The organism is Novipirellula methanifontis (assembly GCF_052161655.1).
Taxonomy (GTDB): domain Bacteria; phylum Planctomycetota; class Planctomycetia; order Pirellulales; family Pirellulaceae; genus Novipirellula.
Genome location: NZ_CP197418.1, coordinates 3,233,708 through 3,254,643, shown reverse-complemented (window position 1 = coordinate 3,254,643; position 20,936 = coordinate 3,233,708). Strand labels below are relative to the sequence as shown.

Genomic DNA, 20,936 nt, shown 5'->3' with positions numbered 1-20,936 from the left:
ATGCAAATGCTGGCCTTCACCACCCGCTTAATTGTGGTCTCGTGGGTCTTTTTGGTCGCCACGATCGTTGGCCACACTGCCGAACCGACAGCGGATCAGTTGGAGTTCTTCGAAAAAGAAGTTCGCCCGCTGCTGGCCGAACATTGTTATTCGTGTCACAGCGCATCGGCAAAGAAGCTGCAAGCAGGATTGCGAGTCGATACGCGAGCGGGAATGATCGCAGGAGGAGACTCCGGCGCATCGATCGAGCCTGGCGACCCCGAGGCGAGTTTGTTCATGGAAGCGGTACGCTACGAATCGTACGAAATGCCGCCCAAGGGAAAGCTGAATGACGATCAGATTGCAACGTTTGAAAAATGGATCCAGCTCGGTGCACCTTGGCCAGCCGAAGAGACGCCTGAGGCGAAGGCGGAGACACCTGAATTTGATTTGCAGCAGCGAGAAAACGAACATTGGGTGTGGCAGCCCGTGCAATCGCCGGCACCTCCCACTGTTCAGGACGCATCCTGGCCCCGCGCGGAACTGGATCGCTTTATCCTGTCGAAGCTGGAAGAGAACAACCTACATCCGGCCGAGGACGCCGATCATGCCGCGATCTTGCGACGGCTGTACTTTGATCTGATTGGGTTGCCGCCGACACCTGAACAAACCGCCAAGTTCCTCAGTGACACTTCGCCAGAAGCACTCGAGCGGTGCGTCGACGAACTGCTTGAATCGCCTCAGTTTGGCGAGCGATGGGGCCGACACTGGTTGGACTTGGTGCGGTACGCCGAGTCTCGTGGTCACGAATTCGATGATGACGCATTGAATGCGTTTCAGTTTCGCGACTACATCATCCGGGCGTTCAACGCGGATGTGCCTTACGATCAACTTGTCCGCGAGCATATCGCTGGCGACCTGTTGCCGCAGCCACGGTTGAATCCCGAAACCGGGTACAACGAATCGGTACTGGGGACCGGATTTTGGTTCCTCGGCGAATGGGTGCATTCACCCGTTGATATCCGCAAAGACGAAGCGGACCGCTTTGACAACATGGTCGACGTGATGTCGAAAACGTTCTTGGGCATGACGGTTTCTTGTGCTCGTTGCCATGACCACAAATTTGATGCAATCTCAACTGCCGATTACTACTCGCTAACCGGATTTCTGCAGAGCAGCGATTATCGGCAAGTGCGGTTTGAATCGCTACAGCAGAATCGCCACGTCGCCGAGCAGCTTGCAAAAGTCGACGCGTCCTATCGCCTGCGAGTCACAGATTTAATCCGCCAGCATGGTGGCAAGCTGCCTGAAGCGGCTGCCATTCCATCGGCGATCTCAGACTTGCTTGTATTCGACTACCAGACGTTGCCATACGACCAGTTCATGCAGGACGGATTCATTTTTGGTGATCGTCCGCGTCATGCCGGTGATGCTTATTTGGACGCGAGTGAAGCTCAGCCCGCGATTCGCTTTGCATCTCATGGTTCGGCGATTAGCGATCCGCTATGGAACGGGCTTCAGTCGCTTAGAGAATCCGGAATGCAGAGTCGCAGCAAATTGACGAGTCTGCCTCGCAGCGGCAGAACCCTGCGAACACCAACGTTCGAATTAACGGGCGAACGAGTGCTGTGCCGTGTTCGCGGCGAAGGTCACGTGGTGGTGTGCGTCGATTCGCATCGATTGATTGCGGGTCCACTGCACGGCGAAACAGTGCAAAAAATCCCCCCAAATGCAACGTCGCTGGAACTGAACTTGTCTCGCTATCTTGGCCATCGATTGCATCTAGAGTTTACGCCTGCAAGGGACAAGCAGCTCGAAGTGCAGTGGGTGATCCAGGGGACGAACGAGCAGATAAAGCAGGCGAAATCAGAGGGCAAATCCGCGTTTGGCGACGCTGGAATGACAGATGGGCTAGAGGCGAGTGATGTCGGTGCCAAAGAAGAGTTTGCGGAAGCAGCGCAACAACTTGCCGTCGCCTGGGCGGACGAACGCGAGTTGCTGAGGTCTCAAATCATGAAGCAGTCGTATACCGCGATGGCGATGATGGACGGCAGCGGTGAAGACGCTGAAATCCTGATTCGCGGTAATTCGTCCAAGCCGGGTGATATCGAGCCGCGTCACTTTTTGACCGCAGTGGCCGGCGAAGGTCCGATGGAAATCAAATCAGGTAGCGGACGTCTTGAATTAGCGGCTCAGATCAACGATCCCAGCAACCCGCTGACTTCGCGTGTGATTGTCAATCGCATTTGGCATCACTTGATGGGACGCGGCATTGTGCCCACGACCGACGACTTTGGCGTGCTCGGGCAAAGACCAACACATCCCGAATTGCTGGATCATTTGGCCACTCGATTCCGGACCGACGGGCAAAGCATCAAAGAAATGATCCGCTACATCGCGTTGTCGCGGACCTATCAAATGTCCAGTCGAGTGAGTCCGGCCGCGGAGGATGCGGATCCCAAAAATTTGTTGTGGCACCATCGACCGCCCAAGCGACTCGAAGGCGAGACGATCCGTGACTCGTTGTTGGCGTTGTCCGGGCGACTAGACAAAACGATGTTTGGCGAGCCCGTGCCGATTCAATTGACGTCGTTTATGGATGGTCGAGGTCGTCCAAAGACCAGCGGGCCGCTCGATGGAAACGGTCGACGTTCGATTTATATCTCGGTGCGTCGCAATTTCCTCTCGCCCTTTATGCTGACGTTTGACACGCCCGTTCCCTTCAGCACGATGGGACGCCGCAATGTGTCCAACGTGCCCGCGCAATCGTTGATCCTGATGAACGATCCGTTTGTCGTTCAGCAATCCAAACAATGGGCCGAGCGAGTGATCCAGGATCATCCTGCGACACGCGACCGTATAAAGCGGATGTACGACGAGGCGTTTGCACGTCAGCCTACCACGCAAGAAATCGCGGTTGCCGAAGCCTATTTGGCGTCCGATCACGGCGATTCCGAATTGGATGCGTGGGCCGATTTCGCTCACGCACTGATCAATACCAAGGAGTTTGTTTTCCTGCGATGACACACAACCCACTTTTTCCCTGCCAACGCTATCAATCGGGTCCTACGTCGCGTCGAGAAATGCTGACGCGGTGCGGCAGCGGTTTTGCTGCGCTGGCACTCGCGGCGCTCGGACAAGACAAGGCGTTCGCGGTTAGCGGATCCTCACCCGATCTTGGCTTCGCAGGCCATGGTCCGCACCATCAAGTTCGCGCCAAAAATGTGATCTTCCTGTACATGGACGGCGGTCCGTCACAGATCGATACGTTTGATCCCAAACCACTGTTGAACAAATTTGACGGTCAAGATCCCAGCAAACTTTTTAGCGTCGAGCCGACTCAGTTCAATAACAACGGCAACGTGTTGGCCAGTCCATGGAAGTTCAACCAATACGGCGAATCCGGTATTCCGGTCAGCGATTTGTTCCCTCACGTGGCAACGTGTGTGGACGAGTTAGCGGTGATGCGATCGATGGTATCGGAGTTCCCAGAACACACGTTTGCAAATTACTTCTTGCACACCGGCAGCGGGCTGCAAGGGCGCCCCAGCATGGGCGCGTGGGTGAATTATGGATTGGGCAGCGAATGCCAGAACTTGCCCGGATTTGTGGTCATCAACGGAGGGCTGATACCGCCCGGAGGACTCGATTGTTTTGGCAGCGGTTTTTTACCCGCCAGCTACCAGGGATCCGTTTTCAAACCTTCGGGATCGGGGGTGGCAAACATCGAACGAACCGAGCCAAACGATAAACGACAACGCGATAAATTGGACTTCGTTCGCCAATTGGACGGGTTTGCCAAACAGAACTTTGGACATCACGACAGTCTCGAGTCGGCGATCCAGAACTACGAACTCGCGTACGCGATGCAGATGGCCGTGCCTGAGGTGATGTCGTTAAAAGAAGAATCGGCTTCGATTCAGCAGATGTATGGAATCGATTCCGAATACGAGCCAACGCGAACTTATGCGGCTCAGTGTTTGATCGCTCGTCGCATGATCGAGAGCGGCGTACGGTTCGTCGAGTTGACGTGCCCTAAAGTCGGTGGTGACCGATGGGACCAGCACTCCAACCTCAAGTCGGGGCACGAAAACAACGCTCGCGCCGTCGATCAACCAATCGCAGCATTATTAAAAGACCTTCGCCAACGCGGTTTGCTTGACGAGACGCTGGTGGTGTGGGCAGGTGAATTCGGACGCACTCCGTTTGCGCAAGGTAAAGACGGTCGCGATCACAATCAATTCGGCTTCACCGTTTGGATGGCCGGAGGCGGTGTGAAACCGGGCACCATCTACGGCGCCACCGACGAGTGGGGTTACAAGGCGATTGAAAACCGAGCCGAGATCCACGATCTGCATGCAACAATGTTGCATCTGATGGGCGTCGATCACACACGCAGCACCTTCCGCTTTGGCGGTCGCGACATGCGTTTAACCGACGTCAAAGGCCACGTGATCCACGACGTTATCGCCTAAAACTCAATCGGGACAGGCGTTCGGTAGCGAAACTCGCCTAGAGTTTCGGGCATGAACGTGGGATAGGCTTCCAGCCTGTCATCAAGCTGGGATCGCCTGGGGATCTATGTCAAGATCCACGACGTAATGATCACGGAGCGATCAACGACAATGATTGCATCTCAGGCCCCCCTTACCCACATGGCCCCAGCGAATTCCGGTTACACTATAGAGTTCAACCGCAGTGCCTCTCCTCCGCATCGCTGTGGTCGATCATCCATGAAACACCATGCTCCCGTTCACAGTGGCTTCGATATCACCCCCACCGTACGTCACGCGTCTGCCCCTGGAAAACTGACTCAATGAGAAACACCCTTTCTATCGCTGTCTTTGCTTTGCTGATTGCGACGGCTGCTTCGTCGCATGCTGCGGACCGCCCCAACGTCGTGCTGTTGCTAGCCGATGACATTTCCCAGGAAGACATTGGATGTTATGGGCACTCGACGATTCAAACGCCCCACATTGATGCGTTGGCAGCCAGCGGGCTGAGGTTTGACAATGCCTATCTGACGACCAGCAGCTGCAGCCCAAGTCGCTGCAGCATCATCACGGGACGTTATCCGCATAACACCGGTGCACCCGAACTGCATACCGAGCTGCCCGCCGGATCGGTGTTGTTTCCAAAGCTATTGAAGGACGCCGGCTATTACACGGTGTTGTCGGGCAAGCACCACATGGGGTCGAATGCCGATGTCGGCTTTAGCAAAATTTCCAAAGGCAAAGGTCCCGGCAAAGAGGAAGACTGGGTCCAGATCCTTGAAAAACGCCCCCAGGACAAACCGTTCTTTTGTTGGTACGCATCGACCGATGCCCATCGCGATTGGACCATCAACGATGATGCCCCAAAGTACGATCCCGCCGACATTGTGGTGCCACCCTACTTGGTCGATAGCGAGAAAACTCGCGAGGACCTCGCCAGCTATTACCACGAAGTGAGCCGTTTCGACCATTACGTTGGCCAAGTCGTCGCGGAACTGAAACGCCAAGAAGTGCTCGACAACACCCTGGTGATTGTGATGGCTGACAACGGACGTCCCTTTCCTCGCTGCAAAACGCGGCTATACGACAGCGGAATCAAAACGCCGTTCGTGGTGCATTACCCGCAAGGGACGAAGCAAGGCGTCACAGAGAGCTTCATCAGTTCGATCGACATCGCCGCTACCGTGCTAGAACTTGCTGGCGTTGAGAAAGACGAACGTATTCAAGGCGTTAGTTTCGCTGCGATTTTAAAAGATGCTAAGACGAGCGTTCGCGAGGTCGTGTTTGCCGAGCATAACTGGCATGTTTACCGCAATCACGAACGACTCGTGCGGTTCGGCGACTGGTTGTACATTCGCAACAATTTCCCGGACCAACCGAACCTCTGTGTCGAAGCGTATACGGGTGGTGCAGGTGTCGACCTATGGGCTGCCCATAAAGCCAACGACCTGACCGAGCCGCAACAGAATGTGTTCTTGAACCCGTGTCCCGCAGAAGAGCTTTACCACGTGGGCAAAGACTTCCATCAGTTGAAGAACCTTGCCTCAAATCCCGAGACACAGCAAGTCCTCGAGAAGGCACGCGGGTTGTTAACGCAGTGGACCGAGCAGACGGGCGATACGGTACCGGAGAACCCCACGCCCGACCGTGACGCCGCGCCGGGATCCCCGAAGAAAGACCGCAAGGCGTTCAAACACGGAGAGATGCCCGGAGAATCCTCGGGTGCCACGAATATCAATCATCCCGGCCCCATCCAACTTCCGTAACCACAAGTATCGTAACCGCAAGTTCCGAAACCGATCGTAGCGAAACTCGCCAAGAGTTTCGGCCTGTCGCACGATCCTAACCCGACGCGTCAGTTTTGTATTGAGGGGCAAAGCCCCGGACAGCTAAAACTTTGGGCTTGTTGTGATTTTGGGGTGCGTTGGTTTTCTGTCACCTCTCCACCAACTTCGTTGGGGGAGAGGTCGAACGGAGCCTTCAGCGACGTTCGGGTGAGGGGGCTGACCGAGCAACTTGCTCACCACCAATATCCGACGTCAATACCAAAGTTATAGCGGCCCACACAAAGCCCCGGAGGTTTGCCTAGCCCAGCACAACGGGCTGGGGCCAAGCTTCGTCGTCCAACGAAAACACCATCGCGACGCATCAGTGCGTGACGATGGTGTATGAAGATTCGAAACGTCAGTGATTTAGGAACTGCCGTTTCGTGAACGACTCACCTGTCCGTGGGGAAATGTAGGTCCTGTTTCGACTCCGCATTGCGGCTCATCGAGCTTGCTGGCAGCATCGGTAACAGGACGCTGATGATCCGCCATGGTTAGGCCGCTTTGCGAGCTACTTTTGGCGTGCTGCTTTTAGCAACCTTGGTTGCTTTTACGGCAGCTGGCTTCTTAGCGGCGGCGGGTTTCTTTGCAACCGAAGTTGCTTTCGCAACAGGGTTCTTCTTGGCAACCGGCGTCTTTTTGGCAACCGAAGGTTTCATTTCGGTTGAGGGTGTAGTAGCGACGGCGGTGGCCTTCGCTACCGAAGGAGTCTTTGCTGCGGTTGACGTTTTTGCAGCCGATGCTGCCTTGGCGACTGGAGCCTTCTTAGCGGGACTCTTCTTAGCGACCGAGGTAGTTTTAGTGGCTACGGTGTTCTTCGACATTTTTGTTTCCTATTGAAACTTGACGAAATTCTTAGGCGAAGTGCCTGTGCAGAGTGAAATATCAGATTCCAGATTAAATGAGAAATAGCATTTACCCTATTTGGGCTAGCGATTCTGGAAAATACTTTACCCCCACAGCGACACGTCGGATCCAACAGGCCCCATAACGGGTTGGTACGTCACGCGAACATCGTCATTGCCCAAATTTCGGCCCGATTGTCCCCTCGGCGACGATTTTCTAAAAAGGGAGGTAGTTTGATGCAAATCCGAAGCGGCGTTGCCGACTTCCTATTCGTCATCGAAACCACTCTGTTCAAACACAGCCTTTTTGGGAATCCAAAATCATGTCAGTCAAGCGAGTCGGAATCCTTACTGCCGGGGGATTGGCCCCGTGTCTTTCTTCGGCCATCGGTGCGTTGATTGAGGCTTATACCGAGAAAGCTCCGGAGGTCGAGATTCTTTGTTACCGATCTGGTTACAAAGGACTCTTGCTGGGGGACAGCTTTGTGGTCACCCCGAGTGTCCGGGAAAATGCCAAGGTGCTGCATCAGCACGGTGGCAGTCCGATCGGCAACAGCCGTGTGAAGCTGACCAATGTTGCCGATTGTGTGAAACGTGGTTTGGTCAAAGAGGGCCAGGATCCATTGCACGTTGCGGCCGAGCAACTGAAAACCGATCGCGTCGACGTGTTGCATACGATTGGGGGCGACGACACCAATACCACCGCAGCCGACTTGGCAGCGTTTCTCGCCCAAAACGATTATGACCTGACCGTCGTTGGATTGCCCAAGACCATCGACAACGACGTCATCCCGATCAAACAAAGTTTGGGAGCATGGACAGCCGCGGAACAAGGTGCACGTTTCTTTGAGAACGTGGTGGCCGAGCATAACGCGAATCCTCGCATGTTGATTGTTCACGAAGTGATGGGGCGTAATTGCGGCTGGTTGACCGCGGCGACCGCAAACAAATACCGCGAACGCCTCGACGCACTGAATTTCTTGCCGGAAACCGGGCTCAGCCGTGAACGCAAAGAAGTGCATGGTGTTTACATTCCCGAAATGCACTTTGATCTTCAGCAAGAAGCGGATCGATTGCGTGCGATCTTGGACGAGATCGATTGTGTCAACATCTTCATTTCTGAAGGCGCCGGCGTCGACACCATCGTCCAAGAAATGGAGTCGCGTGGCGAAGACGTGCCAAAGGATGCGTTTGGTCACTACAAGCTTGATGCCGTGAACCCAGGCAAATGGTTTGGTGAACAATTCGCCAAAATGATCGGGGCTGAAAAAACGCTGGTCCAAAAAAGTGGCTACTACAGTCGAGCCGCGCGAGCGAACGCGCAAGACATCGAGCTGATCGCTAGATGTGCGAACAAGGCTGTTCAGTGTGGGCTGGTCGGGGACAGCGGCGTGGTCGGACAAGACGAAGACCGCGGCGACGAATTGCGAGCGATTGAGTTCGAGCGAATCAAAGGTGGAAAGCCTTTCGATATCGGTTCGACTTGGTTCGGAAACCTGCTTCGCGACATCAAGCAGCCCAAGGGCGCCGTGGTCGAAACCCAGCACGCGTAAACCTGTGCTAGGGACAGTTCGCAAGTGTCTTTAAGGCGGTTTGTCATAGAGATCGAGCGTGGTTTCCTCGCCAACCCAAGATGAACAAACCGCCATCTCACACCCGCCACCAGTCGGTGGCGCGACGAAATGCAGTAGCCCCAGATGACAATCCGGGGTACATCGACATGAGAAAATGCAACGTCGCGAAGCGACGGCAGGAGAAACAGTTGTATCAGTACCGATGATGCCCCGAGCCGGAAAAAGAGAGGGGTAGAATGGCCGATCTCATCTCAGGACGTCCAAGTTTAGCCATCCGCCCCGACCTCGTTGGAACGCAACGCGTCTTGCTGTTCTGCCACAGTCGAAGAAAATTTTGGTAGGAAAATGGAGGTAGGAAGATAGGGCACTGGGCATCACGTTTTTCCAATCTTGCTGTCGCATCAATCTTTCTGTCTGCCATTCGCAATTGCCTTACAAAAGCGAGCAGGATGTACCAGCCTGAACCGGGGCCCTCGGCAAGCAACTCCCAACTCGCAACTCCCTCTCTCTATATCCGAGACAGACGGGCAGGGGCAATTCGATCGGTACGGGGCCCAAGAAGATCGACGTCGGATCTGGGCACTGAAACGAGTGTTGATCGGGCTGGACTGCAGCCAGCATCTACGAAGGATGATAACCTTCAGCTCTAAACCGATTAATACGCGACCGCTGGCTCGTTATCTCACGATGGGCATCGCATCTTGTGACACCGCAGGCTTGCAAAACAGCTAACCAAAGATAAACGCAAATGGACACAGATCACAGTTGGCGCAGGGCAAGAGACGAGAGAATGCGAGCATTCAATCTGTGTTAATCCGCGTTCATCTGTGGTTCAAAGCTTTCACTTGAATGAAGGTTCCATTTTGGGGAACGTCGGTGGTCACACGGCGGCGATCCACGACGCTGCATTCACGAAAAGACACTGCCGCCGCTCGCGTGCACGGCATCTTTCTGTTGACTACTCGAACCCTAAATCAAAGCCGTTCCAAGGTGCAATCTCTCTCTGGTCGTTTCGACGAATCGCCTCCACGAAGAAAAAGGCCTCAATTTCGTTTATACCATTGGGTCCACTGCATTGCACCGCATACCGAATAAGCAATCGTGGACATGCATGAGCAAGTGGACTGTAAACCAACGTATAGGCTTTTACCTGACTATCGGACGAGGAAAGGTGAATAAGCAACCAAGTAGCTGGCCCAAAGCTTGCGAGATAAAATGCGCTGACACTGACAGTCGATGCTGTGAGAACGATTGCGAAGGTTCGGGATGGCGAGACGATTCCTTTGCGTTTGAGTATGTAGGATCCGACTGGCCAACACAATGAAAACGCGAAGACGATGCCACCAGCAATCAGTAGCGTGCAAGATTTGGCGGTAAAACCCTGCCGGATGGTTGCAAACGCGATCGCCGCACCTGCAAACGCCGTCAAAAAGCTAATCAGCGTGAAACGGAACGCTACCGTTTTATCGCGTCGCAGCACCGGCCACTCCTTGTTCAATCATGCGAACCACACCTCGCGACAGACGTCCAGCACTAGCGGGAACTCGCGGGAAAGTTTCTACCAACCAAGTAACCCACCTCGTAATCTCCAACGCATGCGTTGGGTACCCGCCCTCGTTAGTTACTTGCCATCGGCGTGGCGCTTGACAAACTCGTCAATCTCGCCGGCGGAGTGGACTGTGAATCCACTCGGGATGTTCAGATCGTTAAGGCAAATGGCGGTGCCGATCCAAACATGAACGGTGAGTGACTTTTCTTCATGCTTGCAGAGTCCCGCAACTACCTTGTCGAAAGAACGTGCCTTGCAGACGGACCAATCGATGGGGATTTGCTGATCGCGGTCCTGAACTCCGAAACCGGTTTGCGGAGTCTCTTCTGCGGGATCAACCGACTTAACGCCAGCGTGTAAGACAACCTTGATGGACTGATACTGTTGAGCGTTTTTAGCCAGTAGAGCAAGTTGTTCATTTAGGCGCGCGTTGTCGCCACGATAGTAAGCGGTATTGCCGTGATCGGAGTTCAATCCACCGACACAACCAACACCAGCCTCCTCAATTTGGCGTTGCCCATACGGAACTGTGAGGGCTTGCGCTGAAGTCGCGATCAACAGGACGGCGAGAACAGAAGTGAACAAAACAGTTGGCGTCTTCATTTGAGTACATCCTTGTTTCTGGGGCAGAACTTCAGTCGGGTAACAGATTGCGTAACCGGGTGGCGACGGTTGACGTTAATTTCAAATTTGGCGTGATTCGTCACCCCGGATCACGCAACTGTTGTCATCCCGTTCGTATGCCGCGTCCGCTTGAACCACCAGCGTGCGAAGACGGCGAAAGCAATGGTTGTAAGTACTGTTGCCGGAACAACTACCGGAAACCAAAAACGTGTGTGCCTGGGTGCGGGCTGATTGCCAATCCACAATTTCGTCGCCCATGTCATCATTCCAAACGATGTTTTTTGTCCTGCCGACTTCGGCAGTTTGAATGACCGATACGTGCGCAAGTGTTGAGCCCGAAGAGCTGACGGATAAATGCCCGCATCATAAATGTACAACCACGCAGTTGGAGGCCTGTCGTGATTGAATGTCACGTGCATCATTCCCGCCCCCGCATGGGCATCGATTGTCTGGTTCGCGAATGGTATTGGCAAAATGACACCGAGTCTAAAAAAAGGGCCAAGTCCCCAAAGAGCGGTGAAAGCAATCGATGCGAATGTGATTGCTGCCACAACCGCGTATTTCGTGATGTTTCGGACTCGTTTGATCATGATTGTAGAATGCTAACCTGTCCAGGACAGTTAAAGAGTTTTGGCAGACAACGGTACGGTTCAGCGGGTCGGGAGTATTGACTTTCGACATGTAAAACCTTCCAAGCCAGACTCCGGTGCCAACGCGAGTCACGCCTTCCCCGCCGACCAAAACCTACGCCGACCCAAACCTACGCTCGCCCGATTCGTCTGGAAAGAATCGTCGGTATTGCGAAATCGCGAGCAGAAGTATGAGTAAATTGAGGAACGAAACGAATGGCGCTGAAGAGGCGAATGCGAGTACATGCAGCGCTGTCACGATCGCGAACAAAACGAAGACAACCCTCCATCGACGTATTAGCCCCACGATAATTAAGACCTTGACCGCAAGCCAAATGGCTGCAACAGGATTTCCCACGATGGTAAGTAAGTTTCCTATACCCTCAGCGACCAGCACCGCTATTACAACCCAAAGTTGCCAGGGGACGTGGGCATTGTCTATCCGAGACAGTTGTGGCGTGTTCATCAGGAACGATGCAATGGGTGAAGGTGGACGCATGTGGTAATGTCCAGGATCACGGAGACCGAGGAGTGAGAGTGTGAATTCAGAACCGACTGCGCCGAGAGCGTTAGTGTAACGCCTAGTCGCATGGTTCTACTTGGCCTCTTTTCGCGACTTCGAGAATGCTACCTCCCTGGGTTTCTCTTCCCAGACCGAAAGAAGGGCTGTCTCCTGAAAACGAGTCTTCTTTTCGTCATGGAACAAACGCGTGAAGCGAAGGTGTACACCGTAGCCACCAGCGGTGGGATATCCGGCGTCGTGAGTCACTCGAATACTGCTTAAAGGGAAGCCCGTAAGCTGTTTTGCACTTTTCGGGTCAAGTACGTGCTCTCTTCCGAAAGCTGAAATGTTAACGCACCGGTAATTGCCGGACTCCAACTTTGCCTTGATAACAACGTCGCCCGCCTTACCGCACTGCCCGCATTCGATTTGTGCACCGCGCCATACGGCGAATTGTTCCTCCGATCCGCTCGCGCTGGACGAGAGTGCCGTATCGATTGCGACAAAAAGCAAGGACGCCCAGAGCAAGTACCGCATTATCGATGTCTCCTTTTTTCAGCGAACGATCAAGGTAACGGGGACCGAGAAGACAACATCGGCTCAAACCGGACAGCGCCGAGGGCTCCCGTTCACCGATTTGTTAGGCATCACTTTGCATTCTTGCGAATGTCTTCTTCAATTCTATCCAGAGCTTGTCTTGCAGCTTTCTTGACCTGATCGTTATCGTTGTTAGCCACTTTTTTCAGCGCAGGTATCGCAAGCTTGGCATCAGCACCAAGCTCACCCAGATAATACGCTGCGGCGGCGGATTGGTTTGGCTCTGCCGAAAGCTGTTTTATCAATATCGGTATCGCTTCAACTCCGCGGCGAATCCACAGGTCGGAAACGCTGAGGTGACGGGTTCCGCCCCCGCCGCCTTTGAACTCATCGACCTTCAGTTTTCTAGGATCACCATACGAGGAGACAGAAAAGCCGCCCGGTCCATACGTGCCCACCTTGAGATTAACATAAGCGACACGATCAGCGATCTGCTGGACATCGCCCTCGATGACCCAGCGTACCTTGCCGCTGCGGGTGACGACTCGAAATGGCCTGCCTTCCGATACAAGGATTTCCTGTCGCAACGCCGCAAAGCCCGATTGCAGCTGCAATTCCATGATGAGCGGTTTATCAACAGTCGTGTCTCCTTCTTCCGCTATCGCCGTGCATACGAGTGTCGCGCAGAATACGAGCAAAGTCCCAACGATAAGAATAGACCTTTGGGTCATTGTTCGAGACTCCTTGTATCCGTGATGCGGTGAAATCGGCGGCGCCGCAAGTTGCGTAGTGTCTGACTTGATGCCTAACGCTACGCATCAGTGGGGAGGGGCGAAGGACTTGCAAGCACACACAATCCCGCACCACCCGTCCTCCGTTGCATGCGATGGTGATGTCAGCTTGTTTCATTCAATGCAGCGACTACGGATTGAATCGCAGGCCAACGTTTCGCCAGGATGCCCAACGAGCAAGCGAAGTGCTCATCGCCGCGAACTAATTGCAGGCGGTGCATCATAGCGTCCGCAAGGCGGATAGTCCAAGAATCCATGTCCAGACCAAGTCCCGTCTTGCAGTCATGGGAAGAAAGGTCATAGGAAAGCAACAAATCGCGGAGCGCGGTATAGTCGCCGCGTGATTCTAGGTCAGCAAGAATGCTACAGAACTCGTCATGAACTTCGGGTATGATCGCTCGATCTTTTGCCCATTGGAGCAGCGTTTGCATCGCCAAAAGTGAATCGTGCGATGAACGAAATGTTGAGTCACCGACAAAGCAGTCGCCCCGACCTAGCAATGCGTCGCGAATACGTCCGTCGTCAAACCAGCGTGCAAACTGGCGATTGAGTTGCGGGGTGGTGCTCACCGGTGTGCGACTCTCATGTATCTCGCTCTGTTTGTAACATAACTATCTTTTCACCCCCCGGTCAGTCGGGGGATATGACCAAAATTGACCTTTTATCACTCGATGAGTCAAGTTGTTTCCCTTCGATCACTCGACAAAAAGGTGTCAGGACTCTTTTCTCGCTACCGGGGCTTGCTTCTTGGGGCTTCCGTGGGGGCGGAGGGTGGATTCGAGGTCAAGGCGACGCGAGATCGATTCTACCCAAGTTGACTGTCCTATTGGGTGCTCGGCGACTCGACCATCGGATTAGATCGAGTTCCTTGTCGTCGAGTGCGTCGTTGCTCGCCTAAGCCAGTTCGGCGAGCGCGGGATTGGCTATGGTGACAGTAACCTTGGCAGAGGTTCACTGGTTTGGGACCAGCGATACAGCACCCCCCAACGCCAATCCTCTGCCTTTTCTATCACTCCTGCACGTTTCGCATTTCGTTCAACGTAGCGACACAGGACAATGAAGTGATCATCGTCCTGAACAGGAATACTTTTGAAGCGACTTTGGTACACATTTCCCTCTCCCGCAGTTTGAGAGTAGGCGTGGTAACGCATGCTGTGTGTGAGCGTGACCCACCGCAAGAAATGGCTCATCCCTCCGTGCTCACTGGGTTGCAGCACCAGGTGCGAATGGTTGGGCAGCAACTGGTAGGCCAAGATTCGGCAGGGATAGAGCCGCAGTCCCTCGGACAAGATGTTTTCAAATACCTCGTAGTAAACGTCTTTGTGAAAGACGGTCCGTCGCCTATTGCCCAGATTCAAGGGATGGCAATCGCATCTTTCTCGTCCGCACGTTTAGGTCTAGGCATTAAAACAGACTAACAGTCGCCTCAGAGCCGGAAAAGAGTCCTGACCCCTTTTCTTCTTCATGCGCAGAAGTCGCGATCCACAGGACGGCGAGAACAGAAGTGAACAAAACAGTTGGCGTCTTCATATGAGTACATCCTTGTTTCTGGCGCAGAACTTCAGTCGGGTAACAGATTGCGCAACCGGGTGGCGACGGTTGACGTTGATTTCAAATTTGGCGTGATTCGTCACCCCGGTTCACGCAATTGTTGTCATCCCGTTCGTACGCCGCGTCCGCTTGAACCACCAGCGTGCGAAGACGGCGAAAGCAATGGTTGTAAGTACTGTTGCCGGAACAACTACCGGAAACCAAAAAGGTGTCAGGACTCTTTTCTCGGTACCGAACCAAAAAGGTGTCAGGACTCTTTTCTCGGTACCGGGACTTGCTTCTTGGGTCTTCCGCGCGGGCGGAGGGTGGATTCGAGGTAAAGGGGACGTGCGATCGATTATACCCAAGTTGACTGTCCTATTGGGTGCTCGGCGAATCGACCATCGGATTTGATCGAGTTCCTTGTCGTCAAGTGCGTCGTTGCTCGCCTAAGCCAGTTCGGTGAGCGCGGGATCGTCCATAGTGACAGTAACCTTGGCCGAGGTACACTGCTTTGGGACCAGCGATACAGCGACCGCCAATGCCAACGCCAATCCTCTGCCATTTCAACCAGCCCTGCTCGTTTCGCATTTCGTTCCGTGTAGCGACACAGGACAAATCGGCTCAAACCGGACAGCGCCGAGGGCTCCCGTTCACCAATTTGTTAGGCATCATTTTGCATTCTTGCGAATGTCTTCTTCAATTCTATCCAGAGCTTGTCTTGCAGCTTTCTTGACCTGATTGTTATCGTTGTTCGCCACTTTTTTCAGCGCAGATATCGCGTGCTTGGCATCAGCACCAAGCTCACCCAGATAATACGCTGCGGCGGCGGATTGGTTTGGCTCTGCCGAAAGCTGTTTTATCAATATCGGTATCGCTTCAACTCCGCGGCGAATCCACAGGTCGGAAACGCTGAGGTGACGGGTTCCGCCCCCGCCGCCTTTGAACTCATCGACCTTCAGTTTTCTAGGATCACCATACGAGGAGACAGAAAAGCCGCCCGGTCCATACGCGCCCACCTTGAGATTAACATAAGCGACACGATCAGCGATCTGCTGGACATCGCCCTCGATGACCCAGCGTACCTTGCCGCTGCGGGTAACGACTCGAAATGGCCTGCCTTCCGATACAAGGATTTCCTGTCGCAACGCCGCAAAGCCCGATTGCAGCTGCAATTCCAGGATGAGCGGTTTATCAACAGTCGTGTCTCCTTCTTCCGCTATCGTCGTGCATGCGAGTGTCGCGCAGAATACGAGCAAAGTCCCAACGATAAGAATAGGCCTTGGGGTCATTGTTCGAGACTCCTTGTATCCGTGATGCGGTGAAATCGACGGCGCCGCAAGTTGCGTAGTGTCTGACTTGATGCCTAACTATTTCTTTACCCCCCGCAAAAAACGGATTCAGTAAAAAACGGGGACAGGACTCACTCTCGGTACAGGAGCGTCTCGAGAGAATGGATGTCGTTGGTGAAAACTGGATCAGACACTTCTGCCATCAATGGTTGGTCGAGGAATTTTGCACACAGCCGGGTAACGTTCGGGATCAACTAGGACGAGCGAAAAGGCAACTACTGCCGAAACGTGCTCTCGAGTCCCTCGTGTGGATCCCATGGTACGTCGGATTTTTTCGTAGCGAAGAGCGTGCCGTACCGAATCGCCAAACCCTAGTTTATCGAGTGAACAAGCCCAAGGGAAATGAGCGCAAACGTTTGCTACGAGTAGACGAGCGCGCAGATTGATGTGAATATGAATGGGAAAAGGACTAGCAGGCAGGCAAAGGCCACGCATAGACGTACCAGTAGGTTCGTCGCGGAGAATTTACGTCGGATCAATGTGAAATGGACAAATGGCACGATCAGTAGATAGAGACCTAAGAAAACAAGAAAGGGGCTTGGAATCGAGCCAACTGAATTAACCGGATCAGGAAATGCGATCGTAAACACAGTAAAAGACAGGGCCCAGCAGAAGGTAGCCACTAGCAGATACGCGATCGAAAAGTTCTGGGTTCCTGGGTGGACGCGACTGGAATAGATGATTGGCCCCTAGCCATTGAGAGTAATGCGAAGTTCCTTCGTCAGACGAACTATCTTTTTAACTCCTGGTCAGTCGGGGGATATAAACAAAATTGGCCTTCTGTCACTTGGTGAGTCAAGTTGTTTGCCTTAGATCACTCGACTGCACGTTTTGAGGCGGCGGCGGATATTGGTGTTGAGATTGGAGGAAACGAGAACGCCCAGCGTAGAACTCTCACAGAACGATCGAAGATGGTTTTCTCGCTTGCCGCGTCGCGACGCACTCGCAGAATTCGCACTCGCAGAATAGGCGTTTAGGTGTCTGTTCAATGCTCAGGATCGGCGGTGGCCGGGAGCGGTGCGAAGTCGCGTTTTGATCGCGGGAGCGATTAACGACTTTCTCCAAGCTGATCGCCGGAGCGATCATCGACACTCTGCAATTGGATCGCGGGAGCGATCAACGACACTCTGCAAAGCTGGTTTTCTTGGAAAACCGTCTCTTTTTGGCCCGTGAAACACGATCGGTGTAGAGCGAAACGGGCATTTTGCGTATTTCAAAGCATGCCCGCTTGCGCGGAGGCATGATTTCGTGGCGTTTCGTGTTTTCGGATCCCCTTTGCAAATCTGCCAATCCACTTTATTTGCCGGCGGTCGTTCGAAATCCTCTATTCATAACAGTTTCATCATGATGTTCGGCACGCGATTCGTCATCTTCAAATTGCTTGTGGCGACGATGGTGTTGATAGCATTTTCGGGCAACCGATCCGCTGCCCAAAACATCATCTATCCCCACTCGTATCCCTCGTCGCATTCGTATCCGACTACCAGCTATCCTGCGTCGAACTTTCCTGCGTCGAGTTATCCGGTCACTAGCTATCCGTCGACGACGTACCCCAGCGGTAGCTATCCCGCACAGTCCCAGGTCGTCGGAAACCAAAACAAACGAATCGTTTCGCCCAACAACGTGTATTCAACGACGGATCGCCGCGATCTGTCCGAGCAGAACCGATACACCGCTCCGCAATCAAACTTTGAATCCACGTCCGCTTCGACTACTGCGTCATCTTCACGATCGTCGTTTTCGACATTTCCCCAACAGCCCAGCGTTTCTCAAAACGCCTTTGACACGACTGCGCCGCGATTGCCAGCACGCAACTCGGATCTAAACAGCCAACGCGACGCTGTCACTCGTTTGGCCAGCACTGGATCTCTGAGCTCGGGGGCCCTGAATTCCAATTCACAGCGTCCCTATGTCGCCGCAGGCAGTTCGGGATGGCGTGACATCGAGCCTATCTCGATGTACGCTCCGGCGCAAATCCAAGCAGCTCGAGACACAGCGTCCCAGTTCCGCAGGATGGCTCAGTCGGCTCCGAATGTCGCTGCAAAAATCGCCGAAGAGAATGCGAACTTTGTCGATCAGTGGACAGAACTCGCCGAAGCGTACCAATCGTTGTCGGATCGGGTTGACAAGTTGGTCAGCAAACTGAACTCAACCACGCGTGATTATCAGGATATTCGCACCAAGCTTGATCATTACGGCCTAACGCCGACGGTTGGTTTGCTGCTGCGACACAAAAAGGAACAGCTCGACGCATGGCAGGTCAACGATTCAGTCACGTTGTTTGTCACCGAAGAACTCGGACGTTCGCGTCAGCAACAGCTTGAACTTGAAATGGTCCGTTTTGACGGCGCCAGTGTCAACTCGCAGACCGACGAGATCCTGGCCGCAGCCGGCTTAGATTCGTCCAGCGTGCAAAGTGTGGTGGTCGCATCCCAGGTGCGGAGTTTGCTACAGCAACGCCAGCAGTGGTTGACCGTGCTTGGTACAGGCTACCAAGACTATCAACGAAAATTAGGCGAGCTCGATTCGAAGACTACCGAATCGGTGACACTAACGAACCAGTACCGCAAACTGATCGATCGTCACGTTACTTGGATTCGCAGCGGCGATCCGATCGGTCTTGATGATGTGCGAAATTTGGGAGACGGTTTGGGAGCGTTGTTCGATTTTCGCCGCAGTAGCGAATTGGGTTATTCGATCAAGCAAAAATGGCAAGCCAATCCGGTCAGTAGCATCGGTTTGTTGGTTTGGATTGTCTTGATTTTTGTGACGCGGTGGCGAACGAAATCATGGCTGATCGACATTGGCAGCCGAAAACGAATGCGAGACGCGACGCCGGATTCACGCAAACTGGCGACCGCTGTGCTCACCACGCTCGTCGCTGCCGCGTTTCCAACGCTCTTGTACGTGATCGCGCGATGGTTGGGCACCGGCATTGTGTCCGAACTAACGCTGCAAACATCGAGCGGGTTCTATGCGGCGAGCTTGGTGGCGTTGATGGTCGAAGTGCCGCGGCAATTGCTTCGCAGCTATGGATACATCGACAAATACGTCGCGATCGAATTGCCAGGTCGCGAACGTGCGACCGCGTATTTGGTGTTAATCGGTTTCGGCTTGGTTTTAGCCGCCTACGTCGTGACGCTAATGAGTTTGCTGGACCACGGCTTGTGGCGAGACTCGGTTGCCCGATTCGGATTTATCGCGACCATGCTCGTGGTGGCCTGGACCGCTCACCTTTCGCTACGACCGACTGGCGGTTTTCTCGAACCGTTCATCGCCAAGTTCGGCGGCAGTGTCATTCATCGAGTGCGATTTGTGATCTACATCGCTGGCGTTGGATTCCCGCTAGCGATGGTCGCTCTTTCCTCGTTGGGTTACGGATACACCGCGAACGAGTTCGTTCAGAGAGCGATCATTACGCTGGTCAGTTTGATGATTGCAGCAACATTATGGTCCGGCATAAAAATTGCCTCGGCACATGTTTGGCAGATGCTGACAGGAACCGCTGCACCGCAACAATACGACGAATACGGTCGCGTCCCCACCGGGACCACCGCCGGGTCGCAGGTGACCGGAGTGTTGGGCGAACATTTCTTGGAACTAAAACATCATCTAGCATTCCTTTGTCAATGTGCATTGGTGATCGGAGCGATCGTTTGTTTTGGTTGGCTGTGGATTGACGTTTTTCCCAATGTCCGCATGGGCAATCCCGTCGTCTGGACGGTGCAAGACACGGTGAAGGTATCGTCGCTGAATGCCGCGGGTGAAACCGTGACAAGCTCGGTCGTGGAAAACACGCCGATCACGGCGCTTCATCTGCTGCTCGCCGCAGCAACCTTATTTGTCGCGTTCCAGTTAGCCAAGTTGCTGCCGGCACTATTCGATGCGTTGGTGCTGCAGCGCGTTTCGTTCGACGAAGGGATGGAGCATTTTACGTTGGTGCTCGGACGTTGTTTGTTGTTTGGAATCGGTGCCTTGGTCGCCAGCCAGTGGGTGGGCGTACGCTGGCACACGATCCAGTGGTTAGCCGTCGGGCTGACGATTGGTTTAGGATTCGGGCTGCAAGACATGGTGCGAAACCTGTTCGGCGGCCTGATCGTGTTGTTCGAGAAACCGGCACGACTGGGCGACTTGATCACTGTTGGACGTGTCACCGGTCGTGTGGCGGCACAAAAATTTCGAACCACGGTATTGTCGGACGACGAAGGCCGCGAGGTCATCATTCCGAACAAGAATTTTGTCAGCGAAGATGTCGTCAACTGGATGGGCGCGGGGCGCTTGAACGTGATTCCGATCGAAGTCGCGGTCAATCGAGATGAACGGCCTGCGGACATTTGTCGGACTTTACAAGAGTTGGTGATCGATCAACCGGACGTGCTGCTGACGCCGGCCCCACAAGCGACATTGGTTTGCGTTGGCAAAACTTCGCAGCGAATCGAAGTTCGGGCGTGGATCGAAGAAGGCCAAGATCCATCACGCTTCCGCGATTCGCTGTTGAAGATTGTCAAACAATTCTTGCGTGAGAAAGAATTGCTCGTGGCGACCCAGCCCACGCAACCTGCGATGCGTGAAGCGAGCGAAGAAGATTTGCTCACCGGCGACTATCGATCTCGCAGCAGTCGCACTCGCAAACGTTCGGCGTAAGCGGTCCGCTTGCGATCGAGTGCCTCACGGAATCGCGGCTCGTTTGCTACACTGAAACGAA

The 20,936-nt window shown here is 53.9% G+C and carries 12 protein-coding genes; 5 read left to right on the top strand and 7 right to left on the bottom strand.

Features of this window, described 5'->3' with window-relative positions; genetic code table 11:
• The 3 genes from SH528x_RS11620 (at position 1) to SH528x_RS11610 (ending at position 6,238) form a co-directional block, all read left to right on the top strand.
• Positions 1–3,003 carry a PSD1 and planctomycete cytochrome C domain-containing protein gene (locus SH528x_RS11620; protein ID WP_442510685.1) on the top strand — a complete coding sequence of 1,001 codons (3,003 nt, stop codon included), beginning with the start codon at positions 1–3 and terminating at the stop codon, positions 3,001–3,003.
• 59 nt (positions 3,004–3,062) lie between these two features.
• Positions 3,063–4,454, top strand: a complete 1,392-nt coding sequence (locus tag SH528x_RS11615) for a DUF1501 domain-containing protein (RefSeq protein WP_442512111.1) — start codon at positions 3,063–3,065, stop codon at positions 4,452–4,454.
• A 341-nt stretch (positions 4,455–4,795) separates the two neighbouring features.
• On the top strand, positions 4,796–6,238 hold the full coding sequence (locus tag SH528x_RS11610) for a sulfatase family protein (protein WP_442510684.1): 1,443 nt from the start codon (positions 4,796–4,798) through the stop codon (positions 6,236–6,238).
• Positions 6,239–6,792: 554 nt separating this feature from the next.
• On the opposite strand, the gene SH528x_RS11605 is transcribed toward SH528x_RS11610, so the two are convergent.
• Positions 6,793–7,122, bottom strand: a complete 330-nt coding sequence (locus SH528x_RS11605; RefSeq protein WP_442510683.1) for a hypothetical protein — start codon at positions 7,120–7,122, stop codon at positions 6,793–6,795.
• Between the two features lie 344 nt (positions 7,123–7,466).
• Here SH528x_RS11605 and SH528x_RS11600 point away from each other — a divergent pair, with 344 nt between their 5' ends.
• Entirely contained in the window at positions 7,467–8,696 is a 1,230-nt protein-coding gene (locus SH528x_RS11600) for a pyrophosphate--fructose-6-phosphate 1-phosphotransferase (RefSeq protein WP_442510682.1), read from the top strand.
• 1,642 nt (positions 8,697–10,338) lie between these two features.
• Here the strand turns inward: SH528x_RS11600 and SH528x_RS11595 are convergent.
• The 6 genes from SH528x_RS11595 to SH528x_RS11570 form a co-directional block, all read right to left on the bottom strand.
• Positions 10,339–10,869, bottom strand: coding sequence for a hypothetical protein (locus tag SH528x_RS11595; protein ID WP_442510681.1), 531 nt, complete (start codon positions 10,867–10,869; stop codon positions 10,339–10,341).
• Between the two features lie 81 nt (positions 10,870–10,950).
• Positions 10,951–11,148 carry a hypothetical protein gene (locus SH528x_RS11590; protein ID WP_442510680.1) on the bottom strand — a complete coding sequence of 66 codons (198 nt, stop codon included), beginning with the start codon at positions 11,146–11,148 and terminating at the stop codon, positions 10,951–10,953.
• 1,520 nt (positions 11,149–12,668) lie between these two features.
• Complete coding sequence (locus SH528x_RS11585) at positions 12,669–13,289, bottom strand: HEAT repeat domain-containing protein (RefSeq protein ID WP_442510679.1); 621 nt, start codon at positions 13,287–13,289, stop codon at positions 12,669–12,671.
• A 164-nt stretch (positions 13,290–13,453) separates the two neighbouring features.
• A complete protein-coding gene (locus SH528x_RS11580) occupies positions 13,454–13,918 on the bottom strand; it encodes a hypothetical protein (protein WP_442510678.1) in 465 nt (154 codons plus the stop codon).
• A gap of 354 nt (positions 13,919–14,272) precedes the next feature.
• Positions 14,273–14,707, bottom strand: coding sequence for a transposase (locus tag SH528x_RS11575; protein WP_442510677.1), 435 nt, complete (start codon positions 14,705–14,707; stop codon positions 14,273–14,275).
• Between the two features lie 843 nt (positions 14,708–15,550).
• A complete protein-coding gene (locus SH528x_RS11570; protein ID WP_442510676.1) occupies positions 15,551–16,171 on the bottom strand; it encodes a HEAT repeat domain-containing protein in 621 nt (206 codons plus the stop codon).
• Between the two features lie 2,391 nt (positions 16,172–18,562).
• Between SH528x_RS11570 and SH528x_RS11565 the strand changes: the two genes are divergently transcribed.
• The gene (locus tag SH528x_RS11565) at positions 18,563–20,875 is read left to right on the top strand and encodes a mechanosensitive ion channel domain-containing protein (RefSeq protein ID WP_442512110.1); all 2,313 of its coding nucleotides are present in this window, start codon (positions 18,563–18,565) and stop codon (positions 20,873–20,875) included.
• Positions 20,876–20,936 lie beyond the last annotated feature (61 nt).

What these genes read in the sequence shown, in the direction of transcription:
- SH528x_RS11565 (WP_442512110.1), top strand. Translation starts at nt 18,563, where the DNA reads ATGGTCCGTTTTGACGGCGCCAGTGTCAACTCGCAGACCGACGAGATC.
- SH528x_RS11590 (WP_442510680.1), bottom strand. Translation starts at nt 11,148, where the DNA reads ATGGGCGACGAAATTGTGGATTGGCAATCAGCCCGCACCCAGGCACAC.
- SH528x_RS11595 (WP_442510681.1), bottom strand. Translation starts at nt 10,869, where the DNA reads ATGAAGACGCCAACTGTTTTGTTCACTTCTGTTCTCGCCGTCCTGTTG.
- SH528x_RS11600 (WP_442510682.1), top strand. Translation starts at nt 7,467, where the DNA reads ATGTCAGTCAAGCGAGTCGGAATCCTTACTGCCGGGGGATTGGCCCCG.
- SH528x_RS11610 (WP_442510684.1), top strand. Translation starts at nt 4,796, where the DNA reads ATGAGAAACACCCTTTCTATCGCTGTCTTTGCTTTGCTGATTGCGACG.
- SH528x_RS11570 (WP_442510676.1), bottom strand. Translation starts at nt 16,171, where the DNA reads ATGACCCCAAGGCCTATTCTTATCGTTGGGACTTTGCTCGTATTCTGC.
- SH528x_RS11585 (WP_442510679.1), bottom strand. Translation starts at nt 13,289, where the DNA reads ATGACCCAAAGGTCTATTCTTATCGTTGGGACTTTGCTCGTATTCTGC.
- SH528x_RS11605 (WP_442510683.1), bottom strand. Translation starts at nt 7,122, where the DNA reads ATGTCGAAGAACACCGTAGCCACTAAAACTACCTCGGTCGCTAAGAAG.
- SH528x_RS11620 (WP_442510685.1), top strand. Translation starts at nt 1, where the DNA reads ATGCAAATGCTGGCCTTCACCACCCGCTTAATTGTGGTCTCGTGGGTC.
- SH528x_RS11615 (WP_442512111.1), top strand. Translation starts at nt 3,063, where the DNA reads ATGCTGACGCGGTGCGGCAGCGGTTTTGCTGCGCTGGCACTCGCGGCG.